This is a genomic window from Pseudomonas sp. PB103 (assembly GCF_009764635.1).
Classification (GTDB): domain Bacteria; phylum Pseudomonadota; class Gammaproteobacteria; order Pseudomonadales; family Pseudomonadaceae; genus Aquipseudomonas.
In genome coordinates this window covers 18,039-38,687 of the sequence record NZ_RWIL01000029.1, presented here as the reverse complement: position 1 = coordinate 38,687, position 20,649 = coordinate 18,039, and the positions used below count along the sequence as shown (strand labels likewise).

Below are 20,649 nucleotides of genomic sequence, written 5' to 3'. Positions count from 1 at the left end.
CAGGCTGCGATCTTTTGATTTTGGTTTAAGGGAATCAAGATCAAAAGATCGCAGCCTGCGGCAGCTCCTACAGAGAACACGCCCCGCCTTATCCTCTTCTCAGGAATTCGCAGCTGTGCCGCGTCGCATCAACAGAGCGCTTTTGCCGCTCAGTGTTCTGGCTTTTACCCTGGGTCTCAGCGGCTGCATCTCAACTGACGGAATTGTCCCGCAGGGCAAGGCGTTGGAAGCCAATTCACTGGCCACCGACGACGCCATCGCCCACGCTGCCCGTGACGCCAACTGGCCCACCGCGCAATGGTGGCAAGCCTACGGCGACCCGCAACTCAACCGCTGGATCGACCTCGCCGTGCAAGGCAGCCCGAGCATGGCCATGGCTGCCGCGCGAGTGCGTCAGGCGAAAGCCATGGCCGGTGTCGCCGAGGCGGCCGAGTCGTTGCAGGTCAATGGCGAATCGACGCTCAAACGCCACAACTGGCCGACCGATCAGTTCTATGGCCCGGGTGATCTGGCCAACACCACGACGTGGGACAACAACGCTGCGCTGGGTTTCAGCTACGCCCTCGACCTCTGGGGCCGCGAAAGCAATAGCAGCGAGCGCGCGGTGGATCTGGCGCACATGAGCGCGGCCGAAGCGCGATTGGCGCAGCTGGAATTGCAGAACAACATCGTCCGCGCCTACATCGAACTGTCGCTGCATTACGCCCAGCGCGACATCGTCGCGGCGACGCTCAAGCAGCAACAACAGATTCTCGATCTGGCGCAGAAGCGTTTGAACGGCGGGATCGGCACGCATTTCGAAGTCAGTCAGGCCGAAACGCCGTTGCCGGAAACCCATCGACAAATCGATGCGCTGGATGAAGAGATTGCCCTCAGCCGCAATCAACTTGCCGCGCTGGCGGGTAAAGGCCCGGGCGAAGGCGCGCAGTTGCAGCGCCCGACCTTGTCCCTCGGCGCCGCACTGAAATTGCCGTCGGCATTGCCGGCCGAGCTGCTCGGTCAGCGGCCGGATGTGGTCGCCAGTCGCTGGCAGGTCGCGGCGCAGGCACGCGGGATCGACGTGGCGCATGCCGGGTTTTATCCCAATGTCGATCTGGTCGGCAGCCTCGGTTACATGGCCACGGGTGGCGGCGCGCTGGAGTTTTTAACCGGCAAAAAACTCAACTACAACGTCGGCCCGGCGATCTCGTTGCCGATCTTTGACGGTGGGCGCTTGCGTGCCGAACTCGGTGAAGCCTCCGCCGGTTACGACATCGCCGTGGCGCATTACAACCAGACGCTGGTGAATGCGCTGAAGAACATTTCCGACCAGCTGATCCGCCGCGAGTCGATGGACAAGCAGCAAGGTTTTGCCGCCGAGTCTGTAGCCACGGCGCAGAAAACCTACGACATCGCGATGATCGCCTATCAGCGTGGGCTCACCGATTACCTCAACGTGCTCAATGCGCAGACGTTGCTGTTCAAGCAACAGCAAGTGCAGCAGCAAGTGCAGGCCGCACGTCTCAGTGCGCATGCCGAACTGGTGACCGCGCTGGGTGGTGGCCTCGGGGCCGGCAACGACGTACCGACGGCCGAGAAAACTCATGCCCCGAAAACCCCGGCACTGCTGCGGTGAACCCAAACCTTGGCCTAGTGACTACTTGTGGCGAGGGGATTTATCCCCGATGGGCTGCGAAGCAGCCCCAAAACCATCCACCCCATTTTTTCAGGATCACCGCACTCACCGGTTTTACGACGGCTGCGCCGCCGGTCGGGGATAAATCCCCTCACCACAGGTTTTGCAGTGACCACAGAAAATTCTTCAATTCTCGATCATTGAGCAGGATTTAATGACTCCGTTGCCCGCACCGCTGCGCTGGCTCTACTCCCTGGAATGGCGCCGTGGATTTTTCGACTGGGCGCGCAGCGATGGCGTGACCTGGGTCTACATCTTCAAGGTGTTGCTCGCCGCATTCCTCACGCTGTGGCTGGCCATGCGCCTGGAACTGCCGCAACCGCGCACCGCGATGATCACCGTGTTCATCGTCATGCAGCCGCAGAGCGGCCAGGTGTTTGCCAAGAGTTTCTATCGCTTCCTCGGCACCCTCGCCGGGTCGGCGATGATGGTCACGCTGATCGCCTTGTTCGCGCAAAACACCGAACTGTTTCTCGGCTCACTGGCGATCTGGGTCGGCATCTGCTCGGCCGGCGCCGCGCGTTGCCGCAACTTCCGCGCCTACGGTTTCGTCCTCGCCGGTTACACCGCCGCGATGGTCGGTTTGCCGGCGCTGGCGCACCCGGATGGCGCGTTCATGGCGGCCGTGTGGCGAGTGCTGGAGATCTCGCTGGGGATTCTTTGCGCGACCGTGATCAGCGCCGCGATCCTGCCGCAAACCGCCAGCGCCGCCATGCGCAACGCCTTGTATCAGCGTTTCGGCGTGTTCGCGCTGTTCGTCACCGATGGCCTGCGCGGACGCAGCAAAGCCGAGTCTTTCGAGGCGAGCAACGTGCGCTTCATCGCCGAAGCCGTTGGCCTCGAAGGTTTGCGCAGCGTGACGGTTTTCGAAGACCCGCACATGCGCCGACGCAACGGTCGCCTGAGCCGTTTGAACAGCGAATTCATGGGCATCACCACACGCTTCAACGCCCTCCATCAATTGCTCGAACGCCTGCGCGTCAATGGCGAAGAACACGTGGTCGCGGCGATCAGACCGGGCCTGCAGGATCTCGCCGAAGTGCTCGACGGCTTCAGCGGCCGCGCCCTCACCAGTCCCGATGCCGCTCGTTTGGCAACTGCGCTGGCGACCTACAAAGAAGGGTTGCCGGTACGTGTGCGAACCCTGCGCGGGGTCTTTCAGGACACAGATCCGAGCGAAGCCGAACAACTGGATTTCCACACCGCGTACGAGCTGCTTTATCGCTTCGTCGACGACCTGCACAGTTATGCACAGACCCACGCTTCCTTGGCCGATCACCGCCACGAACGCGAGCGCTGGGACGAGCCGTTCACCCCGCAAACCAACTGGTGGGCGGCAGCGGCTTCGGGCATTCGCGCCTCGTTCATTCTGGTGGTGCTCGGCAGCTACTGGGTCGCCACCGCGTGGCCAAGCGGCGCGACGATGACCCTGATCGCCGCCGCCACCGTGGGCCTTTCAGCTGCCACACCTAACCCGAAACGCATGGCTTTCCAGATGGCCTGCGGCACCTTCCTCGGTGCCCTGATCGGCTTCGTCGAGATGTTTTTCATCTTCCCGTGGATCGACGGTTTCCCGCTGCTGTGCGTGATGCTCGCGCCGGTGATCGTGCTCGGCTCGTTTCTCACATCGCGGCCGCAATACGCCGGTGTCGGCCTCGGTCTGCTGATCTTCTTCAGCACCGGTTCGGTGCCGGACAACCTGACGATCTACAACCCCTACACCTTCATCAACGACTACATCGCCATGGTCATGGGCATGTTGGTCTGTGCCGCTGCGGGGGCGATTATTCTGCCGCCGAACAGTCGCTGGTTATGGAAGCGACTGGAGCAGGATCTGCGCGGCCAAGTGGTTTACGCCATCAGCGGCAAACTCAAAGGTCTGGCCTCGAGTTTCGAGAGCCGCACCCGCGATTTGCTGCATCAGGCCTACGGTCTCGCGGCCGGGGAACCTAAGGTGCAAAAGAATCTGCTGCGCTGGATGTTCGTGGTGCTCGAAGTCGGCCACGCGATCATCGAGTTACGCAAGGAACAGGCGATCCTGCCGGTGCACCCGGCCTATGCCGAATCGCAGCCGTGGCGGCAGTCAATCCGCGTGATGGGCCGCGCGTTGGTGCGACTGTTTCTGCAACCGAACACCAGTAATCTCGAACGCGCACTGGTCGCTGTCGATCACGCAATCAGTCGAGTCGCGGCGACCGATGAGCCGTTCGCGCCGCATTTCGATACCTCCGCATTGCGCCGGGTGAAGAGCTATTTGCACTTCATCCGCACCTCGCTGCTCGACCCGCAATCACCGCTCGCTGCCTACGCCATCGCCAAGCCCGAAGGACTTGCCCATGCCTCGTGAAATCGCCTTCCACGGCGTGTACATGCCGACCATGACCTTGATGTTTTTCATCGCAGCGGCACTGGCCTGGGCGGTGGACCGGTTCTTGTCCGGCTTCGATTTGTACCGTTTTTTCTGGCACCCGGCGCTGCTGCGCCTGAGTCTGTTTACCTGTCTGTTCGGCGCCATGGCGCTGACTGTCTACCGTTGAGAACGTCCCCATGAAAAAGTTTTTCAGCCTGCTCGCGACCCTGCTGGTGCTGGCCCTGGCGCTGTGGATCGGCCGCACGTTGTGGGAGCACTACATGAACACGCCGTGGACCCGCGACGGCCGCGTGCGCGCCGACATTATCAACGTTGCCGCCGACGTTACCGGCGAGGTTATCGACGTGCCGGTGCGCGACAACCAACTGGTGAAAAAGGGCGATTTGCTCATGCAGATCGACCCCGAGCACTACCGCATCGCGGTCAAACAAGCACAATCGCTGGTCGCTTCGCGCAAGTCGACGTGGGAGATGCGCAAGGTCAACGCCCACCGCCGCGCCGACCTCGACAACCTGGTCATTTCCAAGGAAAACCGCGACGACGCCAGCAACATCGCCGACGCCGCTCTGGCCGATTACCAACACGCGCAGGCGCAACTGGAAGCTGCCGAACTCAACCTCAAACGCACCGAAGTGCGCGCGGCGGTCGACGGTTACGTGACCAACCTCAACGTGCATCGCGGCGACTACGCGCGCATCGGCGAGGCGAAGATGGCCGTGGTCGACATGAACTCGTTCTGGGTTTACGGCTTCTTCGAAGAGACCAAACTGCCCCACGTGAAAGTCGGCGACAAGGCCGATATGCAGTTGATGAGCGGCGAAGTGCTCAAGGGCCACGTGGAAAGTATTTCCCGTGGCATCTACGACCGCGACAACCCGGAAAGCCGCGAGTTGATTGCGGATGTGAATCCGACGTTTAACTGGGTGCGGTTGGCGCAGCGCGTGCCAGTGCGGATTCACATTGATGAAGTGCCGGAGGGGGTTCTGTTGGCAGCGGGGATTACCTGTACGGTGGTGGTAAATCAGGGAGTGGAGTAATTCTCTGAGTTCCCTCACCTTTAATAGGCGGGGGGCTCAACGGTGCGGCGGGTTTAGCTGAGGAAACATTTCATGACACCGATGCCTTCGGGGTTAACCCCGGTGATGTTGGCGCTGACGATGATTCGCCCGTCCTGACGGGAGACCAGTTGAACCGGCGCGCTTTTTATTGTGAAGTCCGCAGGGGTGTAGCCGGTGCTGTTGAACGTGGTGTCCAGGCTCCCGTCCACATTGAACCGGGCAAGCAGTGGCCACCAAAAAGCAGCAGCAACCACAATTTTATTATCGGGTTGTGCCAGTGCACAGCTCCAGTCGTTATCACGATCAGCATCGAACTGGGTCAGCAGCGGTTTGCCCTGGTTGAACATGAGATGGGGGCTGCCATTGGGCGTCAGCGCAACCAGCAGGCCCAACTGGTGAGGAGCTCCTCGGGTAAAGGCTTCGCCCGCAGCGATCAAACTATGGTCGGCTCTTTCGATTACGGTATTGAACACTGAGCCATGATCGGGCAGATATACGAAATAAAAGCCTGACGAATCGCCAAAACTCTTGTCAACCTCGCCTTTGTTGTCCAGCCGTACCAGCGTCGCGACGTTGTACGCAGGCTGGGTTCGGACATGGCCTGCAATGACCACATTGCCACCCTGAGAAAGGCAGCCATTGATGGCCGTCGCGGCATGGGGATCAGGTATTTTCAGTTCCCAGCGACCATTGCCATTGAACCCCGTGTCAGGTTCTCCATTTGATAGAAGACGAAAAACCACGCCCGTTGTCAGCTGCAACTCATTGTGGCGCAGTAAGTAGTTGGCGGTGACCAACAGCTTGCCATCTGGCTGAATCTGCAAGGTACAGGAGTCTGTCAGCAGTTCCTCGTGCACGGGCGTTGCGATGACAACGCTGCCGTTGTTGCCAAAGGAGGGGTTGGGTTGACCGTGCTTATCGACGCACGTAATCGCCAGATCAGCCCAACCTGAAGGGCCTTCCGTCCAGCCTTGCATGTAGATAAGTCCAGGTTCGCTTTGCTGCACCACCAACTTGCCGCCGGAACACGCCGCCCCGGAATTGAAGCTTCCCAATAAAATGCCATTGTTGGCGAACGTCCGATCGAGAGTGCCGTCGCTGTCGGTGCGTCCAATGACATATTTGTACTGTTCTTCGTGATGCACGTAGGCACTGAAGATCGTCTTGCCTTGTAGATCACTACTGAGTCCCATGAACAGGGATAGCACTTGGAATGCTGGATCGTCATCCAGTAATTTACTCAGGTAGGCAATGCTGTCTTCATCGCCGAATGCTGGATCTGGCGTGCCGGGTGACCGGTTCGCCTTGGGATGTGAAAGCGTCATCAGTTGTCCGCCGTTGTCGATTGATGTGGTGTTTTCAACGTGGGGTACAAGGCATTCACGACACCATCCACTCGATACCGCGCAGGAAACTGTGGGTGCTTGTTCTGAAAGACTACGGCCGATGTTTTCGATACGTCTACTGTCAGAAGTAACAGGTAGCGACCGACGACTTCAGCGTTGGCAGAACGTCTCCTGCAAGTGTCGCCAGATCACTCGCCCGGATGAGTGTTTTTCAAAAACCACCGTCGAGCGCCGATCCGTATACGACCCGCTTGCATCGGTTTGCTGCTCTCGGTAACTCACCGTCGCCCCGCGTTCGTGCAGCGCAATCGCGCGCAGTTCACTGAGCTCAATCCTGAACCCGGGTTTTTTCCCTCCAGCCATCCGAAACAACGCGCTCAAGGCCTCGAAATTCAACACCCGGCCCAATGGCGAAACCATGGAGAATTCGGCTGAAAACCTGTTCAGTAATCTCTCCAGCGCTGCGTCGTCTTCCTCCAGGGCAAACCATCGCTCGATGGCTTCGTGTGCCTGAATCACTTCTTCAAAATATTCGCTGTCGTCATTCATGTAGATTTTTCCTTGAGGGGAGGTGAAGTCAGCAGCGCGAGCACTGCCGTCGAGTCGAACCGAAGCACGCTGATCATGGGCATTAACGTCAGCAGCGCGGCGGCCAGGAAGCAGTAGCGGAAACCTTCACCGCCCGAAGCACCCAGCAAAGAGCTGAGCAGCGCCGCGCCGAGACAAAATCCGAGCTGCCGATTGATGTTCCACAGCGCGCTGGAGTGGCCCATTTTTTCAGGCGCGATGCCGACAAAGGCCAAGGTCTGTGCAGTGACGCTGCACAGGCTGCCGCCCAGCCCCATCAGGGCGTAGGCGATGATCAGCGCGGTGCTGGCGGGTTGTTCGATGCGCATCAGTAAAATGATGCCGAGACACTGCAGGAGCATGCCGGCGCTCAGCAACGGTTTGGGGCCGAGGCGGTTGAAACTGCGTTTGCCGAGCATGATCGCCACGCCCGAACCCGCCGCCCACGGCAGCATCAATGCACCGGTTTGTGCGGCGCCGACGCCGAGGTTGTGCAGGTACAGCACGGCAATCATGTGCGTACCGGTGAACACGCCGGGAACGCACAAATAAATCAACATCGCCAAACGTAACGACGGATTCCTGATCAGTTGCAGGTCGAGGATCGCGGCAGGCTTGCGCCAGCCGTCGCGCAGGTAAAGGCACAGGGTGAGCAGGCTGAGCAGCAGGACGAGGACACCGAGGGTTCGGCTATCGGCTTCGCTCACCAGGCTGACGGCGATCAACAACAGGCTCAGGGCCGACGCCGCCAGCAGCAGGCCGCGGGCATCCAGAGTCGGACGTTGGCCAGCGGGCTGATCAGGTTTCAGCCACAGCAGGCCAAGCCCGAAAGCGAGCAGCGTCACCGGCAAATTCAGGTAGAAAATCCACCGCCACGACAACGCTTGGACGATCAATCCACCCGCCGCTGGCGACAATGCAGGCACCATCAGCGCCACCAGCAACACCACACCGGTGAAATGCGCGCGCTGCGTCGGCGGAAACTCTCGATAGGCCAGCGCTTGACCCACTGGCAGCAACAGCCCGCCACCGAGCCCTTGCAGCAGACGCCAGCCAATCAAACTTTCAATCGATCCCGCCTGCGCCACCAGTGCCGAGCCAATCGCGAACAACAGCAGCGAGGCGAGAATCAGCCGTCGTTCACCAACCCGCGCCGCCAGCCACACGCTCAGGGGAATGATCAGCGTCAGGCCGAGCATGTAGGCGTTGGTGATCCACGCCAGTTCGGTCACCGAGGCGTGCAGTTGTTGGGCGATGTCGGGGTAGGCAATGCTGGCGACAAACATGTTCAGCAAGTCGAGGGCGAACCCCAACAAATACACCAGCGCGACTTTTGAGCGATAAGCCATGGCAGCTTCCCTGTGATGAGGCGTGCAGGGTAGGGCGCTTCAGGCCATAGGAAAACGCTGGTTTGCCTGCTAGTTTGTCAAAATTATTTTGACAAGGAGTGCCGTGAACATGGTCAGTCTCGACCGTTTCGACACATTCAAAGCGGTGGTTGAGGCCGGTTCGTTGACTGCTGCCGCCGACACGCTGGGCCAGACGCGCGCGGTGGTGAGCTTCAACCTCAAGCGGCTGGAGGAAGAATTGGGCGTTACCTTGCTCACCCGTAATACCCGGCAACTGGCGCTGACCGACGCCGGCGAGCGTTTTTATCGACGCTGTTTGCGTACGTTGGACGAAGCACGATTGGCGATCGAGGAAGCCCGTTCGGAGCATTCACAGCTCAAGGGTACGTTGCGCATCACCACCACGGTGGAGTTTGCATTGGCCCAGGTGGTGCCGGCGCTGGAGGTGTTTCGTCAGCAGCAACCGCAGTTGAATATTCACCTGTCGACGTCCTCGACCCATGCCGATCTGATCTCCGAACGGTTCGACATGGCGATTCGTCTGGGGCGCATGCACGACTCCAATTTGCGTGCGGTGCAGTTGTCGACATTCGAGGTATTCGCGGTGGCCGCGCCGAGTCTGGTTGAGCGTTTTGCACCGGTTGCCACGCTGGCCGTATTGGAATCAATGCCGACATTGGGCCATGGGCGGGTGCCGGAAATGACCGTGGCCGATCCCTTTGGCACCGAGCATTTTTACCAGCCAAAACCGGGCACCACGGCCATCGTCGCGGACAACTCGGCGACGTTGCGGGCATTTGCGTTGACCGGGCAAGGCGTGGCGATTTTGCCGCAATGGTTGATTCAGGAGGATCTGGACGCCGGACGCTTGCAGCGCTTGTTGGCGGATTACCGGTTTGCTCAGCAAGGGGTGTATGCGTTGTATCCGGACACGCGGCATTTGCCGCTGAAGGTGCGCGCGTTCATTGATTTCATGAAGGGTTGGGGGTGAAGGTTTGTGGTGAGGGGGCTGGCCTCTTCGCGGGCAAGCCTTGCTCCTACCGGTTGTGCGTTATTCCCTGTATCCCGAATAACGCCGAGTCCTGTAGGAGCAAGGCTTGCCCGCGACGGCAGCACATGGCCTGTGGGGCCACGCAAGCTTTACTTGTAGTACTTGTTCACGACCACCAGCGCTTGCTCGATGGTTTCATTGACCGATAACTCGTCATCTTCCATGAGGGCGACGATGCGCTTGTCATTGGCGATATTGGCGTCCGGTTTTTTCAGCTGAGCGGCGCGGTTTACCACAATGTAGCTCAGTGCATGGCCACGGCTTTTGGTGAACGGCAGGTCAATGGCTTTGTACATGGACTGTTTCACGTAGTCATAACGCTCAGTCGACGACAAGCCTTTGAAGGTGTCCGGGTAGTCTTTATAGATCTCGGCGGAGTAGCGGCCGACGTCTTCTTCACGGGCTTCGGCAAACATGGCTTTCTTGCTCGTGACCTGAGTGCCTAGCTCGTTGAACAGCTTGTCGCCTTCGGCGATTTGCGCAGCGCTCATCTTGGCTTTCAGCGCATCGGTCGCGGTGGTGTCATCAGCCTTGGCGAGGATTTTCGTCCAGGCATAAGCGGCGGCCAGGTTGCCTTGGGCTTCGTACTGGCTGATCAGTTCCTTTTGCGCTTCAGGGTAGCCGTGCAGCGAAGAACGCTCCAGCCAACGGCTGGCCAGTGCAGGATCCGCCTTCACGCCATCGCCGCCGTATTGGTAGACCTGGTACAGACCGTATTCAGCACACCAGTCGTTCTGTGTTGCCGAATAGGCCATGTAGTTGAAGGCGTCGGTGCTGCGTTGCTCCGCGGATTTGCTTTCGTCCTGGCCGGCAATGATCGACAGATAGCAGAAAGCGCGAGTGTGTTTCGGCGCGGCCAGTTCCAGGCAGCTTTTGGCCGAATCCCATTCCTGATCTTCGTACAGTTGAAAACCAAGACCAAAGAGGATGTCGCTGTCCATTTGTGCATTGCAGTGTTCATTGCTGGTTGGCGTCGGCAGCACACTTTGCAAGGTCAGCTTGGGCAGCGTGTCGTTGAGCGATGACTGTTTCGGCGAGGACTGGTCGGACGTAGCGCTGCAACCTGCCAGCAAAGCAACCAATGCCAGTGGCAGCACGTTGAAAACTTTCAATGGATATTCCCTGATCTGCGATTGAGTAAAAGTCGCATGGAACGGGCAAGGGAGGGCAGGAGGGTCAAGCAATCCGTGCTTCAGTGTTACGCCAGCGATTCCATGCTGCATGAGCCGGGCACAAACGCCGCGAAGGTCTCAAGTGCGCGCATTTTACTGAATGCGCCTGGCTGCACAACCGTCATGGCGCGGTTCGGGTTGTTGGCACAGGGCAGGATCGTTATATTGCCGGCCCTTTCCAGCCTGCAAGGAGCAAGCGGATGAAGTACATCGCGGGATTTATCTTCGCATTGATGGCGCTGCTCAGTACCGTCGGCGCTGTTTATCAGGGCTACGATTTTTTTGATCTGAGAATCAGGGGCCTCAAGGCTCCGGCGCAAGTCTTGAGCACCTCAAGCTCAAGGATGACGAATGTCGGCAGCGGCCATAGTTACACCACTACCCGAACGGTTGCCTTTGTCACGGCGGACGGCACACCGGTCATTCATGAATTCAGAGATGAGTTCTCCGGTGCCAAAGCGGGAGACACGGTAAGTGTGTTCTATAACCCTGCCAACCCCCGTGAAATCATCGCTGGTACGTTCTTTGGACTTGGATTGTCTCTGTCATTGATCATTTTTGCACTGTTGAGTGTTTTGGGGATCAAGTTCGCCTGGGAGGATTTAGGGTTTTCCCAGGCTCAGATCTGACGATTCAAGCCGAAGCGCTTCATCAGCGTCTTCTCCAGCAACCCCTTGGGCAGCAACGCCGCGAGAAGCGGCAACGCCCGGCTGCCGTTGCCGATGCGAATCAGTCGAGGCGGTTGGTTTTGCTGTACGGCTTTCAACAATACCGCGGCAAACTCGCTGGCCGGCGTCGGATTGTCCTGCGAGGCCTTGGCCCGTGCGCGGATGCCCTCACGCAGGGGAAACCACGGCGATTGCTCGTTGATCAATTGTTCAGCCTCGTGCCCGGCATTCTTGGCGAAGCTTGACTGAATGGCACCCGGTTGCACCTCCATCAGTCGAACGCCGAACGGTGCCAACTCCATGCGCAGGGCGTCGCTCAAGGCATGCACCGCCGCTTTCGAGGCGCAATACGCACCGGCAAACGGAGTGACCAGAATGCCCGAGACACTGCCGATGTTCACCACCAGACCTTTGGCCCGGCGCAGCACCGGGAACAGCGCACGCGTCACGCCGACAATCGAAAACACATTGGTTTCGAACTGCCGCTGCATGGCCGGCACACCGCCGTCGAGCAACGGCCCCATGGCACCATAACCGGCGTTGTTGATCAGCACATCGAGGCCGCCGTGTTGCTGATTGATTCGCTCGGCGAGTTGCTCCAGCGCCGCGCCGTCGTTGACATCCAGCTGCACGGCGGTGAAACCGGCGGCGCTGAGCGCAGCCACGTCCTCGGTCTTGCGCGCACTGGCCCAGACTTCGAAACCGGCGGCTTTGAACGCATCGGCGAGGGCGCGACCGATGCCGCTGGAACAACCGGTAATCAACGCGACGGGCATGGCGCATTCCTTATGCAAAATTATGGGGAAGGAGATCAGTCGGAAAAGCTGCCCTGCAAGCGCTCGGCGCGAAACTCCAGGGTTTGCGGACGATAACCGGGGCGCAGCGGCGGCAGTGGCAGACAGTCTTCCCAACTGCCGCCGGCCTGTAGTTCGCCGGGTCCGCGGTAGCGTGGAGCGGTGTACTGGTTGTCAGCGAGGTTGACCGTGTCACCCGGCGCATACGCTGCAATGCGCCAGCGCAGTTCGGTCAGCGGCACGCTATTGCCGTTGTTCATCTTCAACTGCAATGGACGATCCGCCGGGCATTGCTCGGGCGCGTAGGCGATGCGCAGCTCAAGGCGTGCCAATTGCTTGATCTCGCGGTTGTCCAGCCACACCACCCAAACGGCTACAAGGCCCAGACCAATCGCCGCCGCCACCGAGACCGGCAACGCCTTGGCCGGATAGCGCAGCAACAGGATCAGCCAGGTGATGACCAGCAAAATGCCGATGAACATGTGTACAACCTCTAGGAGAGAGAGGGTCATCCTACCTAAGCGTAGGTGAGGTTGGCGATGGGAAGGGCAAAGTCAAAAGATCGCAGCCTGCGGCAGCTCCTACAGTTGGAACGCGTTTGCCCTGTAGGAGCTGCCGCAGGCTGCGATCTTTCGCTTCTAAAAAAAAAGCCCCCGCCCAACCCACTGCGGATAGGGGACGCAGCGGGCTGGACGGGGGCTTCTTATTGCAGATCGATCACTGCGCGATGGTTTTCACCGACACGCCACGCTCGATCGGGGTGGAGCGGCCGTAGATATCTTCGAAGCGTTCGATGTCGTCTTCACCCAGGTACGAGCCCGACTGAACTTCGATGATTTCCAGCGGGATCTTGCCCGGGTTGCGCAGACGGTGCACCGAGGCGATCGGGATGTAGGTCGACTGGTTTTCGCAGAGCAGGAACACGTTTTCATCGCAGGTCACTTCGGCGGTGCCGCTGACCACGATCCAGTGTTCGGCGCGGTGGTGGTGCATCTGCAGCGACAGGCACGCGCCCGGTTTTACCGAGATGTGCTTGACCTGGAAACGCCCGCCCATGTCCACCGAGTCGTACGAGCCCCACGGACGATAAACCTCGCAGTGGTTCTGGGTTTCGCTGCGGCCTTGCTCGTTGAGCGTGTTGACCATTTGCTTGACGCCCTGAACCTTGTCTTTGTGGGCGATCATCATCGCGTCTTTGGTTTCGACCACGACAATGTTTTCCAGACCGATCACCGACACCAGTTTACCGTTGCCGTGGATCATGCAGTTCTTGCTGTCCTGAATCACCACATCGCCTTTGGTGACGTTGCCGTTGGCGTCTTTCTCGTTGACTTCCCACAGCGACGACCAGCAACCGACATCGCTCCAGCCAGCGGTCAGCGGCACCACGCAGGCGCGCTGGGTTTTCTCCATGACGGAGTAGTCGATGGAGTTGTCCGGGCAGCAGGCGAACGTGGCTTCGTCGAAGGTCACGGTGTCGTTGTCCTGCTCGCTGCGCTCAAGGGTCAGCAGGCAGGTGTCGTAGATGTCCGGGTCGTGCTTTTTCAGTTCTTCGAGGAAGCGGCTGGCGCGGAACAGGAACATGCCGCTGTTCCAGTAGTAACCGCCGGACGCAACGTACTCGGTGGCGCGTTTGACGTCTGGTTTCTCGACGAAGTGCGAGACGCGGCTGACGCCTTCGGGCAGCAGCGAATCGCCGGTGGACTTGATGTAGCCGTAACCGGTTTCCGGTTTGGTCGCCGGCACGCCGAACAACACCATTTCGCCGTTTTCCGCAGCGACGGTGGCCAGGGCGAGCGCGCGTTGCAGGGCTTTCTGGTCTTCCAGCACGTGGTCGGCCGGCAGCACCAGCATCAGTTCATCGCGACCTTCATTGACCAGCATCATCGCAGTCAGTGCCACGGCCGGCGCGGTGTTGCGGCCGAACGGTTCCATCAGGATGCGCTGGCATTCCAGCTTACGATTGGCCAACTGCTCGTTGACGATGAAGCGGTGATCCTTGTTGCAGACCACGATCGGGGTGTCCATGCCTTCGAACACCAGGCGCTCGAGGGTCTGCTGGAACAGGGTGTGTTCGCCGGTCAGGGCGAGGAATTGTTTAGGGAACTGCTTACGCGAAAGCGGCCAAAGACGTGAACCGCTACCACCTGACAAGATCACCGGAATCATATTGTTTACTCCATAAAATCGATTGGTTAGAGGCACGAACGCTGTGTCGTTTCACTCTTGTTTTTGTTTCGTACCCGAACTCTCACCTCGGTCCCTGTGGGAGCCTGGCTTGCCAGCGATGGCATCACCTCGGTGTATCTGCAGAACCGAGGTGTCTGCATCGCTGGCAAGCCAGCTCCCACAGGGAACCGGGTCAGTTCGGGAAAAATTTGTTAGCGGGTCGATACCGGGCGTTTTACCCAGACTGGCGACAGGCTGCTGCCGCTGCCGGTGACGTACAGCACCGCCGCTTCGCCGCGCTCAAGGGCGACCGGTTTTACGTCGCCGACTTTCTTGTCACCTTCGTACAGCGCCAGGCTGACTTTCACCGGGTTGATTTCACGTTCGCCACGGCCCTTGGCGGCCACGTTCGGCACCACGTCGGTCTTGCCGTCGGCGGTCTTCAGGGTCAGCGGCTTGTCGCTGAGGTTCTGCACGCGTACCAGGGATTTCTGCTTGTTCTTGAACGGCGGCTCTTCGATCAGTTGCGGCGCGCCGGAAGCGTTGTTGACCAGGGTGTAGTAGTGGTCACCGGCGAGTTTCACCGGCAGGGTCTGGCTGCCGACTTTGGCGCTGTAATCACCGCCCGGCATGAAGCTGAAGTCGCTGCTGGCCAGTGGCGCAACGTCGCTCAGGTTGGTGCTGCCGACGGTGGCGCTGACTTCAGCGTTGCTGGCGTTGTAGACACGCACGAAGGACGAGCCTTTCGGTGCAGTCGGGCCATAAAGTGCGGCGTCACCACCGGCGAAAGCTTGAACCGACAGCACGCTCAAACCTGCAACCAGTGCAATGCGTTTTGCGAGACGACGAGGAGTAGTAGTGAAAGTCATGGTGTACCTCTCTTTCAGTTTTGCGCCCGATCGGGCGTCTCGGATTTAGTGTTGATTGCTACGTTTTGTTGGCGCGCGCCGGCTTGTTTAAGCTCTGCGACCCACTGCGGGTCGGCGTCGCCGATTTCGTTGTTCACAGGCAGATATCGTTCAGGAAACTCCCAGATCAGCACCTGTGGCGGGCTGTTCTTGAAGTCATCGCTTTTCAGGTAGCTGAGCATTGGCAGGATCGGGCCGTGGCCGTCTTCGGCGTAGCTCACCACGTCGCTGTGCAGCGCTTGTTTCAGCGCACCGACGAAGTTCCAGTTGGGGTTGGCGCTGTAGCTGGTGCCGACCAGTGCCACCGGCACTTCATTGCTGGCGAACAGCGCGTCGTCACCGGCAGGCTGATCGCCAGCCGCGACGGTGTTGCGCTTTTGCAGCGGCTCTTGTGCCGGCATCAGGTTTTCAAACAGCGGATCAAGCGGCAGGAACAGACGCAGATCGCCCTTGTGCGTGACCTTCTCCGCCGGGGTGGTGACGAAGCGTTGCGGCTCGCCGCTCAGCGGGAACTTGTCGGCGATAGTTTTCGCCAGGGTGTTCGCGGCAATCTCGGCGCCTTCCGGCGTCCAGTGCGTGTCGGTGCGCAGGAACACTTGCTGACCGCTCTGCTTGGCCTGTTGGAACGGCTTGAGCAGGTCAGGGGCGAGGATCTTGTCGGCAGCTACACGGTTGTGGAAATCCTGATAGAGATTTTCGTGGATGCTCGCCGGTTTCACTTCACCCAGATGCTCCGGGTACAGACGAACCTTGGCCGGCACGATCGCCATCACCAGTTTCACGCCTTTCGCTTTCAGGGTCTGGCGTACGCCTTCGACCAGCGCGTAGTTGCCTTGCAGGTTCAGCTCTTCGTTGACGATCGGGTTGAATTCCTCATCGCTGTACAACCACTGATCGCGACCGAGCACCACGCCCGGACGACCTTCGTTGAACAGTTTGAAATCCAGCGCGGCCCAGAGGTTGGTGCCCAGACGCTTGATCGGAAATTCATCGTCGTAGTGCGTTTCTACAGCCTTGGTCCAGCGGCCGTTGAGCACCGTTGCCTCGGCATTGGTGCTGAAGCCGAAGAAGCTGCGAACCGACCACACACCGAGGACCAACAGGGTCACCAGGAACAGGGCGATGTAGAAGATGCGTAATGAGCGGGTCATGTCAGATCCCTCAGAACTGGAAGTAAAGGAACGGCGAGAAGCTTTGCGCCGAGAGTTTGAGAATCGAGGCGATGAATAGCAGCAGGATCAAGCCGCGCATCACGTAGCGCGACCAGTCCGCGCTCCAGTAGGCCGGTTGCACCTGGGCTTCGACACCGACGGTGTAGCCAGGCTCATGGATGCTCGCCGGGTTTTCGCCAGGCGCTGCTTTGATCATTCCCGGAGTCGCCGTCGCTGGGCCGTTGGCCTCGACGTTGACTTCAGGCTTGGTCTTGGCCGGCGGCTGGTTGGTGTACAGATCACGCAGACCGAAGAAGGCCAGCGTCACGTACGCCACAACCAGAGTCGCCACTTGCAGACCGGTGAGACTGGCCTGATTGAGTTCCGACAACGACCATTCACCGAAGCTGAACATGGCGCCGTACATACGGCCGGCAACGTGCAGGTTTTCGGCGCGGAAGATCACCCAGCCCATGACCACGAGCAGGAAGGTCAGCGCCCAGCGGATCGGGTTGAGGCTGCGTGGCGAGGTGTTCAGACCCAGCGCTTTTTCAATCGCCAGCCACATGCCGTGCCAGGCGCCCCAGACGATGTAGGTGATGTTCGCGCCGTGCCACAGACCACCGAGGAGCATGGTCAGGAACAGGTTGCGATAGGTCATCAGCGTGCCTTTACGGTTACCGCCGAGGGTGATGTACAGATAGTCACGCAGCCAGGTCGACAGGCTGATGTGCCAGCGGCGCCAGAACTCGGTAATCGACTGGCTGATGTACGGCTGTTTGAAGTTTTCCATGAAGCGGAAACCCATCATCAAGCCCAGACCGATGGCCATGTCGCTGTAACCGGAGAAGTCGAAATACAGCTGCGCGGTGTAGGCCAGTGCGCCAAGCCAGGCGTCACCGGTGGTCGGGTTTTGCAGGGCGAAGCAATGGTCAGCGACCACCGCGAGGGTGTCAGCGATGAAGACCTTTTTGATGAAACCCTGCATGAACCGCGTGCAGCCCTCGGAAAACTTGTCGAGGGTGTGCGTGCGGTTGTTGAACTGGTCGGCGAGGTCGCGGAAACGCAACACCGGGCCGGCAATCAAGTGCGGGAAGATCGCGACGAAGGCGGCGAAGTCGATCAGGTTGCGTGTGGCCGGGGTGTCGCCGCGATACACGTCGATGATGTAGCTGATCGACTCGAAGATGTAGAACGAGATACCGATCGGCAGCAGCACGTGGGTGAGGATGAACGGCGACAGACCGACCGACGTCATCATCGCGTTGATGCTGTCGACGCCGAAGTTGGCGTACTTGAAGTAGCCGAGGATGCACAGGTCGACTGCGACACCGAGCAACAGCCAGCGCTGCGCCGGTTTGGTTCGCACGCCGGCGGCACCGACTTTCAGGCCGATCCAGTAGTTCCACAGCGTGACAGCGGCGAACAGCGCGAGGAAGTCCACACGCCACCAGGCGTAGAACACGTAGCTGGCGATCAGCAGCAGCAAATTGCGATAGCGTTGCCCGCTCAAGTAGTACAAGCCGAGAAAGATCGGCAAGAACAGAAACAGGAACACGTTGGATGAAAATACCATCCCGATCTCTCCATGTTTGAACCAACAGTCAAGGGCTAAAGCCCCCCCAAACCCCCCACGAAAAACCGGCGGGCCAACTCAAATTCGATGCCCCCTGTAGGAGCTGCCGAAGGCTGCGATCTTTTGATCTTGATCTTCAAAGGCCAGATCAAAAGATCGCAGCCTTCGGCAGCTCCTACAGGGTTGTGGTGTTACGAGCCTTTGTTGCCCTTTTCATGGGACGGGTCGTAGACCTTGGTCAGGTCGCCGCCGAGGCGGAAAGTCTTGAACGGCTGCATGCCACGCTTCTTCTCGATGACATCCGGCGCACAGGTGTAGAGCGTGCAGAACGGTTCGAGCCAGGCGAATTTCATGTCCTCTTTCAAGTCGGTCATGTCCTGCTCTTTGCCGTTCTTCTTCTCGAATTCATCCGGGTCTTTCACCCCCGACAACACCCGATCACCCAGACGCTTCAGCGCACCGTTGTTCTCCTGGCGCAAATCAACCCCGTTGACCTGGGCGAAACTGGCGATCATCGCCAGCGGCGGCAGGGCGTAGTTGTGATAGGCGAGGGCGCGTTGCTGGCGCTTGAGTTCGTTCGGCAGGTAACCATCGGCATCGACCTGATTGGCGCCGACCTTGTATTCCTTCACCGCCCAGTCAAACAGGTCGCGGCGGTTGGTCGCGACCGAGGTCGCCATCACCGACCAGGCGGCCCAATAGGAATGGTTGTTGGTTTTTTCCAGCGGCAGGTTGTCCCAGTCGCTGACCACCTGATCGGCCATTTTGCTGAACCACGCCTCGATCACCTGCGCTTCCTGCTGATGTTGGGCCAGCGGATGCGAGTCGGAGAATTTCAGGCGAATGTACGAAGAGGCCATGCTGCCCAACGCCCATTTGCGCATCGACTTGCCGGTGTGGTTGAAGTCTTTCGACATCAACGCATCGGCCTTGGCCCACGCGGTCAGCCAGTTCAGCGTGCAATCGAGTTGCTCCGGACGACCGTCGCGCATGAACTGCATCACCCGTTTGGCGGTGCCGCGTTCCAGCGTGGTGATGTCTTTGGTGGTGTCGCGGAAGGCTTTTTCCGACTGCACGTTCAGCGTCGAACGCGCCTTGTCCGAGCCTTCGTATTTGCTGCGAAATTGCAGCGGCCCGGTGTACGGCGCCGGCATCGCATCGCAGCCTTCGCTGTTATCGCCAGTCTTGAATTTATCCACAGGCGCGAAATAGCCCTGGGGTGGACGCAGTGGCGCGGCGGCCTGAGTCGCCCCGGCGAACATCGCCAGGCTCAACAGCGTCGGTGCCAACAGATTTTTGAGTTTCGGAGTTCGCATAGCAGACCTCATTGCCCGACCTGAGCGGTTTGTGGCCCAGCGCCCGGGAATACGTTGCGTTTGCAGATTTTCGCTTCGACTTTTTGTGGCGCGGTGCCCGCTTCCGGGCCCTGGACTTCGACCGCCAGCAGGTTTTGCGAGGCCCAGTCTTCGTCCGTGCGCAACTCAAAGGCGAAACGACCGTCGGTGTCGGAGGTTTCCGGTTTCTCGATCTTGATGTCCTCGTGGCGACCGTTCATGTACCAGAGGGTGGCTTGCAGGGTTTTCACCGAAGGGTCGGCGAAGCGGATGTCGACCTGATGGCTGCTGTTTTGCAGGTTCAGGTTCTTGCTGTTGACCAGCAGTTCTTGTTTGCCGCCCGGCTTGAGCGTGGTGCTCGCGGACATCTGTGCGTCTTTGCCTTCGCAGCCGTTGTCGAGAAGAGACATCATCTGGCGATAGATGGTTTCCTGGTCGAGGCGGTACAGCGGCGAGAATTCCCAGATGAGAATTTTCGGCGGGGTCTTCTGGAATTCGTCGCTACCGAGGTACTGCAACATCGAACCTTCCAGACCGCCGCCAGGGAAGGCGACGTTGAGAATGTCGGCGCCGATGGCTTCTTCGAGGAAGCCGGCGAAGTTGTAGTTCTTGCCGCTGTGCGACGTACCGACGAGGGTGATTTGCGGGTTGCCGGAATCACCGAACAGGTCGCCATCACCCGCTTCGCCCTTAGGCTCGGTGGTGAACTGATCCATGTACTGGATCGCGTAACTGGTGCCGCACAGTTGCCCGGCCATGTTGTGCAGGGTGCCGGTCTTGCCCATGCGTCCGGAGCGTTTGGTTTCGAATTCACGCTGGGGCACGTCGGCGAAGGCCGGGATCTGCTTGACCTTCTCGGCGACGATTTTCGCCGTGCGCTGTGCACCGTATGGCGTCCAGTGCTGGTCGCCGCGGAAATAGAAATCGTGAGCGGGCAGGGTGTCTGGCAGCGATTCGTTGGTCAGCGGTGACAGGTCCGGCACCACGTAACCCATCTTGGCGAAACGGCCAAGCATGGTCTTGTAGTTGCCCAGCGCTTTCTCGTAATCGAACGCGGCTTTTTCCTGCGGGTTGAGCTTGTTGCGGTTCACCAGGCCACGGGTTGGCTGGTAAACAATCACCAGCTCGACACCTTTGGCCTTGAACGCATCGTGCAGTTGTTGCAGGCGTTTGTAGCCGGCCGGGGTGGTGTTGAACTCGGTGCGCAAATCTTCCTGAGTCCGGAACAACCAGTCGCCTTGCGCCTGCACCAGCGTGGTGAAGTTCTGCTGATAACGCGTGGTGTAGTTCTTCGCGTCATGCGCCGCCGGGCACAGGTTGCAGCACGGTTCGGCGCTGAACTTAGGCGGCGTGGCGGCGGTGCCTTCATCGGCGCGCGCACCGTTGCTGGCCGCGAGAATGCCCACGGTCAGGGCCGACAGGCTGAGTAATTTGATCAAGTGTTGGTGCATAAAATTATC

18 protein-coding genes are annotated in these 20,649 nt (G+C 59.5%); 6 read left to right on the top strand and 12 right to left on the bottom strand.

What is annotated here, in order from left to right; genetic code table 11:
* Positions 1–115: 115 nt before the first annotated feature.
* The 4 genes from EJA70_RS05700 (at position 116) to EJA70_RS05685 (ending at position 5,083) form a co-directional block, all read left to right on the top strand.
* Positions 116–1,615: an efflux transporter outer membrane subunit gene (locus tag EJA70_RS05700; RefSeq protein WP_158830103.1), complete on the top strand. Its 1,500-nt coding sequence runs from the start codon at positions 116–118 to the stop codon at positions 1,613–1,615.
* A gap of 214 nt (positions 1,616–1,829) precedes the next feature.
* Complete coding sequence (locus EJA70_RS05695) at positions 1,830–4,022, top strand: FUSC family protein (RefSeq protein WP_158830102.1); 2,193 nt, start codon at positions 1,830–1,832, stop codon at positions 4,020–4,022.
* A complete protein-coding gene (locus tag EJA70_RS05690) occupies positions 4,012–4,212 on the top strand; it encodes a DUF1656 domain-containing protein (RefSeq protein WP_007914106.1) in 201 nt (66 codons plus the stop codon). The genes EJA70_RS05695 and EJA70_RS05690 overlap by 11 nt, the downstream gene beginning before the upstream one ends.
* Positions 4,213–4,222: 10 nt before the next feature.
* Positions 4,223–5,083 (top strand): HlyD family secretion protein, encoded by an 861-nt coding sequence (locus EJA70_RS05685; RefSeq protein ID WP_158830101.1) that lies wholly within the window; start codon positions 4,223–4,225, stop codon positions 5,081–5,083.
* A gap of 53 nt (positions 5,084–5,136) precedes the next feature.
* Here EJA70_RS05685 and EJA70_RS05680 read toward each other — a convergent pair whose 3' ends face one another.
* From EJA70_RS05680 to EJA70_RS05670, 3 genes are all read right to left on the bottom strand, one after another.
* Positions 5,137–6,429 (bottom strand): hypothetical protein, encoded by a 1,293-nt coding sequence (locus tag EJA70_RS05680; RefSeq protein ID WP_158830100.1) that lies wholly within the window; start codon positions 6,427–6,429, stop codon positions 5,137–5,139.
* Between the two features lie 171 nt (positions 6,430–6,600).
* On the bottom strand, positions 6,601–6,999 hold the full coding sequence (locus EJA70_RS05675) for a DUF4440 domain-containing protein (protein ID WP_158830099.1): 399 nt from the start codon (positions 6,997–6,999) through the stop codon (positions 6,601–6,603).
* Positions 6,996–8,366 (bottom strand): MFS transporter, encoded by a 1,371-nt coding sequence (locus EJA70_RS05670; protein ID WP_158830098.1) that lies wholly within the window; start codon positions 8,364–8,366, stop codon positions 6,996–6,998. The genes EJA70_RS05675 and EJA70_RS05670 overlap by 4 nt, the downstream gene beginning before the upstream one ends.
* Positions 8,367–8,475: 109 nt before the next feature.
* On the opposite strand from EJA70_RS05670, the gene EJA70_RS05665 reads away from it, so the two are divergent.
* Positions 8,476–9,357, top strand: a complete 882-nt coding sequence (locus tag EJA70_RS05665) for a LysR family transcriptional regulator (RefSeq protein ID WP_158830097.1) — start codon at positions 8,476–8,478, stop codon at positions 9,355–9,357.
* Positions 9,358–9,506: 149 nt separating this feature from the next.
* Here the strand turns inward: EJA70_RS05665 and EJA70_RS05660 are convergent, their stop codons facing one another.
* Positions 9,507–10,529, bottom strand: a complete 1,023-nt coding sequence (locus EJA70_RS05660; RefSeq protein WP_158830096.1) for a sel1 repeat family protein — start codon at positions 10,527–10,529, stop codon at positions 9,507–9,509.
* A gap of 260 nt (positions 10,530–10,789) precedes the next feature.
* On the opposite strand from EJA70_RS05660, the gene EJA70_RS05655 reads away from it, so the two are divergent.
* The gene (locus tag EJA70_RS05655; protein ID WP_158830095.1) at positions 10,790–11,218 is read left to right on the top strand and encodes a DUF3592 domain-containing protein; all 429 of its coding nucleotides are present in this window, start codon (positions 10,790–10,792) and stop codon (positions 11,216–11,218) included.
* Here EJA70_RS05655 and EJA70_RS05650 read toward each other — a convergent pair.
* The 8 genes from EJA70_RS05650 to EJA70_RS05615 all read right to left on the bottom strand — a co-directional run bounded on the left by EJA70_RS05650 (position 11,209) and on the right by EJA70_RS05615 (position 20,640).
* On the bottom strand, positions 11,209–12,033 hold the full coding sequence (locus EJA70_RS05650) for an SDR family oxidoreductase (protein ID WP_158830094.1): 825 nt from the start codon (positions 12,031–12,033) through the stop codon (positions 11,209–11,211). The genes EJA70_RS05655 and EJA70_RS05650 overlap by 10 nt on opposite strands.
* A gap of 35 nt (positions 12,034–12,068) precedes the next feature.
* Positions 12,069–12,533, bottom strand: a complete 465-nt coding sequence (locus EJA70_RS05645) for a multidrug transporter (protein ID WP_158830093.1) — start codon at positions 12,531–12,533, stop codon at positions 12,069–12,071.
* Positions 12,534–12,768: 235 nt separating this feature from the next.
* Positions 12,769–14,220, bottom strand: coding sequence for a mannose-1-phosphate guanylyltransferase/mannose-6-phosphate isomerase (locus tag EJA70_RS05640; protein ID WP_008085232.1), 1,452 nt, complete (start codon positions 14,218–14,220; stop codon positions 12,769–12,771).
* Between the two features lie 212 nt (positions 14,221–14,432).
* Entirely contained in the window at positions 14,433–15,089 is a 657-nt protein-coding gene (locus EJA70_RS05635; protein ID WP_105705573.1) for an alginate O-acetyltransferase AlgF, read from the bottom strand.
* A gap of 14 nt (positions 15,090–15,103) precedes the next feature.
* Positions 15,104–16,279: an alginate O-acetyltransferase gene (locus EJA70_RS05630; protein WP_158830092.1), complete on the bottom strand. Its 1,176-nt coding sequence runs from the start codon at positions 16,277–16,279 to the stop codon at positions 15,104–15,106.
* A 10-nt stretch (positions 16,280–16,289) separates the two neighbouring features.
* Positions 16,290–17,855, bottom strand: coding sequence for an MBOAT family protein (locus EJA70_RS05625; RefSeq protein WP_008077262.1), 1,566 nt, complete (start codon positions 17,853–17,855; stop codon positions 16,290–16,292).
* A 191-nt stretch (positions 17,856–18,046) separates the two neighbouring features.
* Complete coding sequence (locus tag EJA70_RS05620) at positions 18,047–19,171, bottom strand: mannuronate-specific alginate lyase (protein WP_158830091.1); 1,125 nt, start codon at positions 19,169–19,171, stop codon at positions 18,047–18,049.
* Positions 19,172–19,179: 8 nt separating this feature from the next.
* Complete coding sequence (locus EJA70_RS05615) at positions 19,180–20,640, bottom strand: alginate O-acetyltransferase (RefSeq protein ID WP_158830090.1); 1,461 nt, start codon at positions 20,638–20,640, stop codon at positions 19,180–19,182.
* Positions 20,641–20,649 lie beyond the last annotated feature (9 nt).

What these genes read in the sequence shown, in the direction of transcription:
- EJA70_RS05695 (WP_158830102.1), top strand. Translation starts at nt 1,830, where the DNA reads ATGACTCCGTTGCCCGCACCGCTGCGCTGGCTCTACTCCCTGGAATGG.
- EJA70_RS05690 (WP_007914106.1), top strand. Translation starts at nt 4,012, where the DNA reads ATGCCTCGTGAAATCGCCTTCCACGGCGTGTACATGCCGACCATGACC.
- EJA70_RS05685 (WP_158830101.1), top strand. Translation starts at nt 4,223, where the DNA reads ATGAAAAAGTTTTTCAGCCTGCTCGCGACCCTGCTGGTGCTGGCCCTG.
- EJA70_RS05680 (WP_158830100.1), bottom strand. Translation starts at nt 6,429, where the DNA reads ATGACGCTTTCACATCCCAAGGCGAACCGGTCACCCGGCACGCCAGAT.
- EJA70_RS05675 (WP_158830099.1), bottom strand. Translation starts at nt 6,999, where the DNA reads ATGAATGACGACAGCGAATATTTTGAAGAAGTGATTCAGGCACACGAA.
- EJA70_RS05670 (WP_158830098.1), bottom strand. Translation starts at nt 8,366, where the DNA reads ATGGCTTATCGCTCAAAAGTCGCGCTGGTGTATTTGTTGGGGTTCGCC.
- EJA70_RS05665 (WP_158830097.1), top strand. Translation starts at nt 8,476, where the DNA reads ATGGTCAGTCTCGACCGTTTCGACACATTCAAAGCGGTGGTTGAGGCC.
- EJA70_RS05655 (WP_158830095.1), top strand. Translation starts at nt 10,790, where the DNA reads ATGAAGTACATCGCGGGATTTATCTTCGCATTGATGGCGCTGCTCAGT.
- EJA70_RS05650 (WP_158830094.1), bottom strand. Translation starts at nt 12,033, where the DNA reads ATGCCCGTCGCGTTGATTACCGGTTGTTCCAGCGGCATCGGTCGCGCC.
- EJA70_RS05645 (WP_158830093.1), bottom strand. Translation starts at nt 12,533, where the DNA reads ATGTTCATCGGCATTTTGCTGGTCATCACCTGGCTGATCCTGTTGCTG.
- EJA70_RS05640 (WP_008085232.1), bottom strand. Translation starts at nt 14,220, where the DNA reads ATGATTCCGGTGATCTTGTCAGGTGGTAGCGGTTCACGTCTTTGGCCG.
- EJA70_RS05635 (WP_105705573.1), bottom strand. Translation starts at nt 15,089, where the DNA reads ATGACTTTCACTACTACTCCTCGTCGTCTCGCAAAACGCATTGCACTG.
- EJA70_RS05630 (WP_158830092.1), bottom strand. Translation starts at nt 16,279, where the DNA reads ATGACCCGCTCATTACGCATCTTCTACATCGCCCTGTTCCTGGTGACC.
- EJA70_RS05625 (WP_008077262.1), bottom strand. Translation starts at nt 17,855, where the DNA reads ATGGTATTTTCATCCAACGTGTTCCTGTTTCTGTTCTTGCCGATCTTT.
- EJA70_RS05620 (WP_158830091.1), bottom strand. Translation starts at nt 19,171, where the DNA reads ATGCGAACTCCGAAACTCAAAAATCTGTTGGCACCGACGCTGTTGAGC.
- EJA70_RS05615 (WP_158830090.1), bottom strand. Translation starts at nt 20,640, where the DNA reads ATGCACCAACACTTGATCAAATTACTCAGCCTGTCGGCCCTGACCGTG.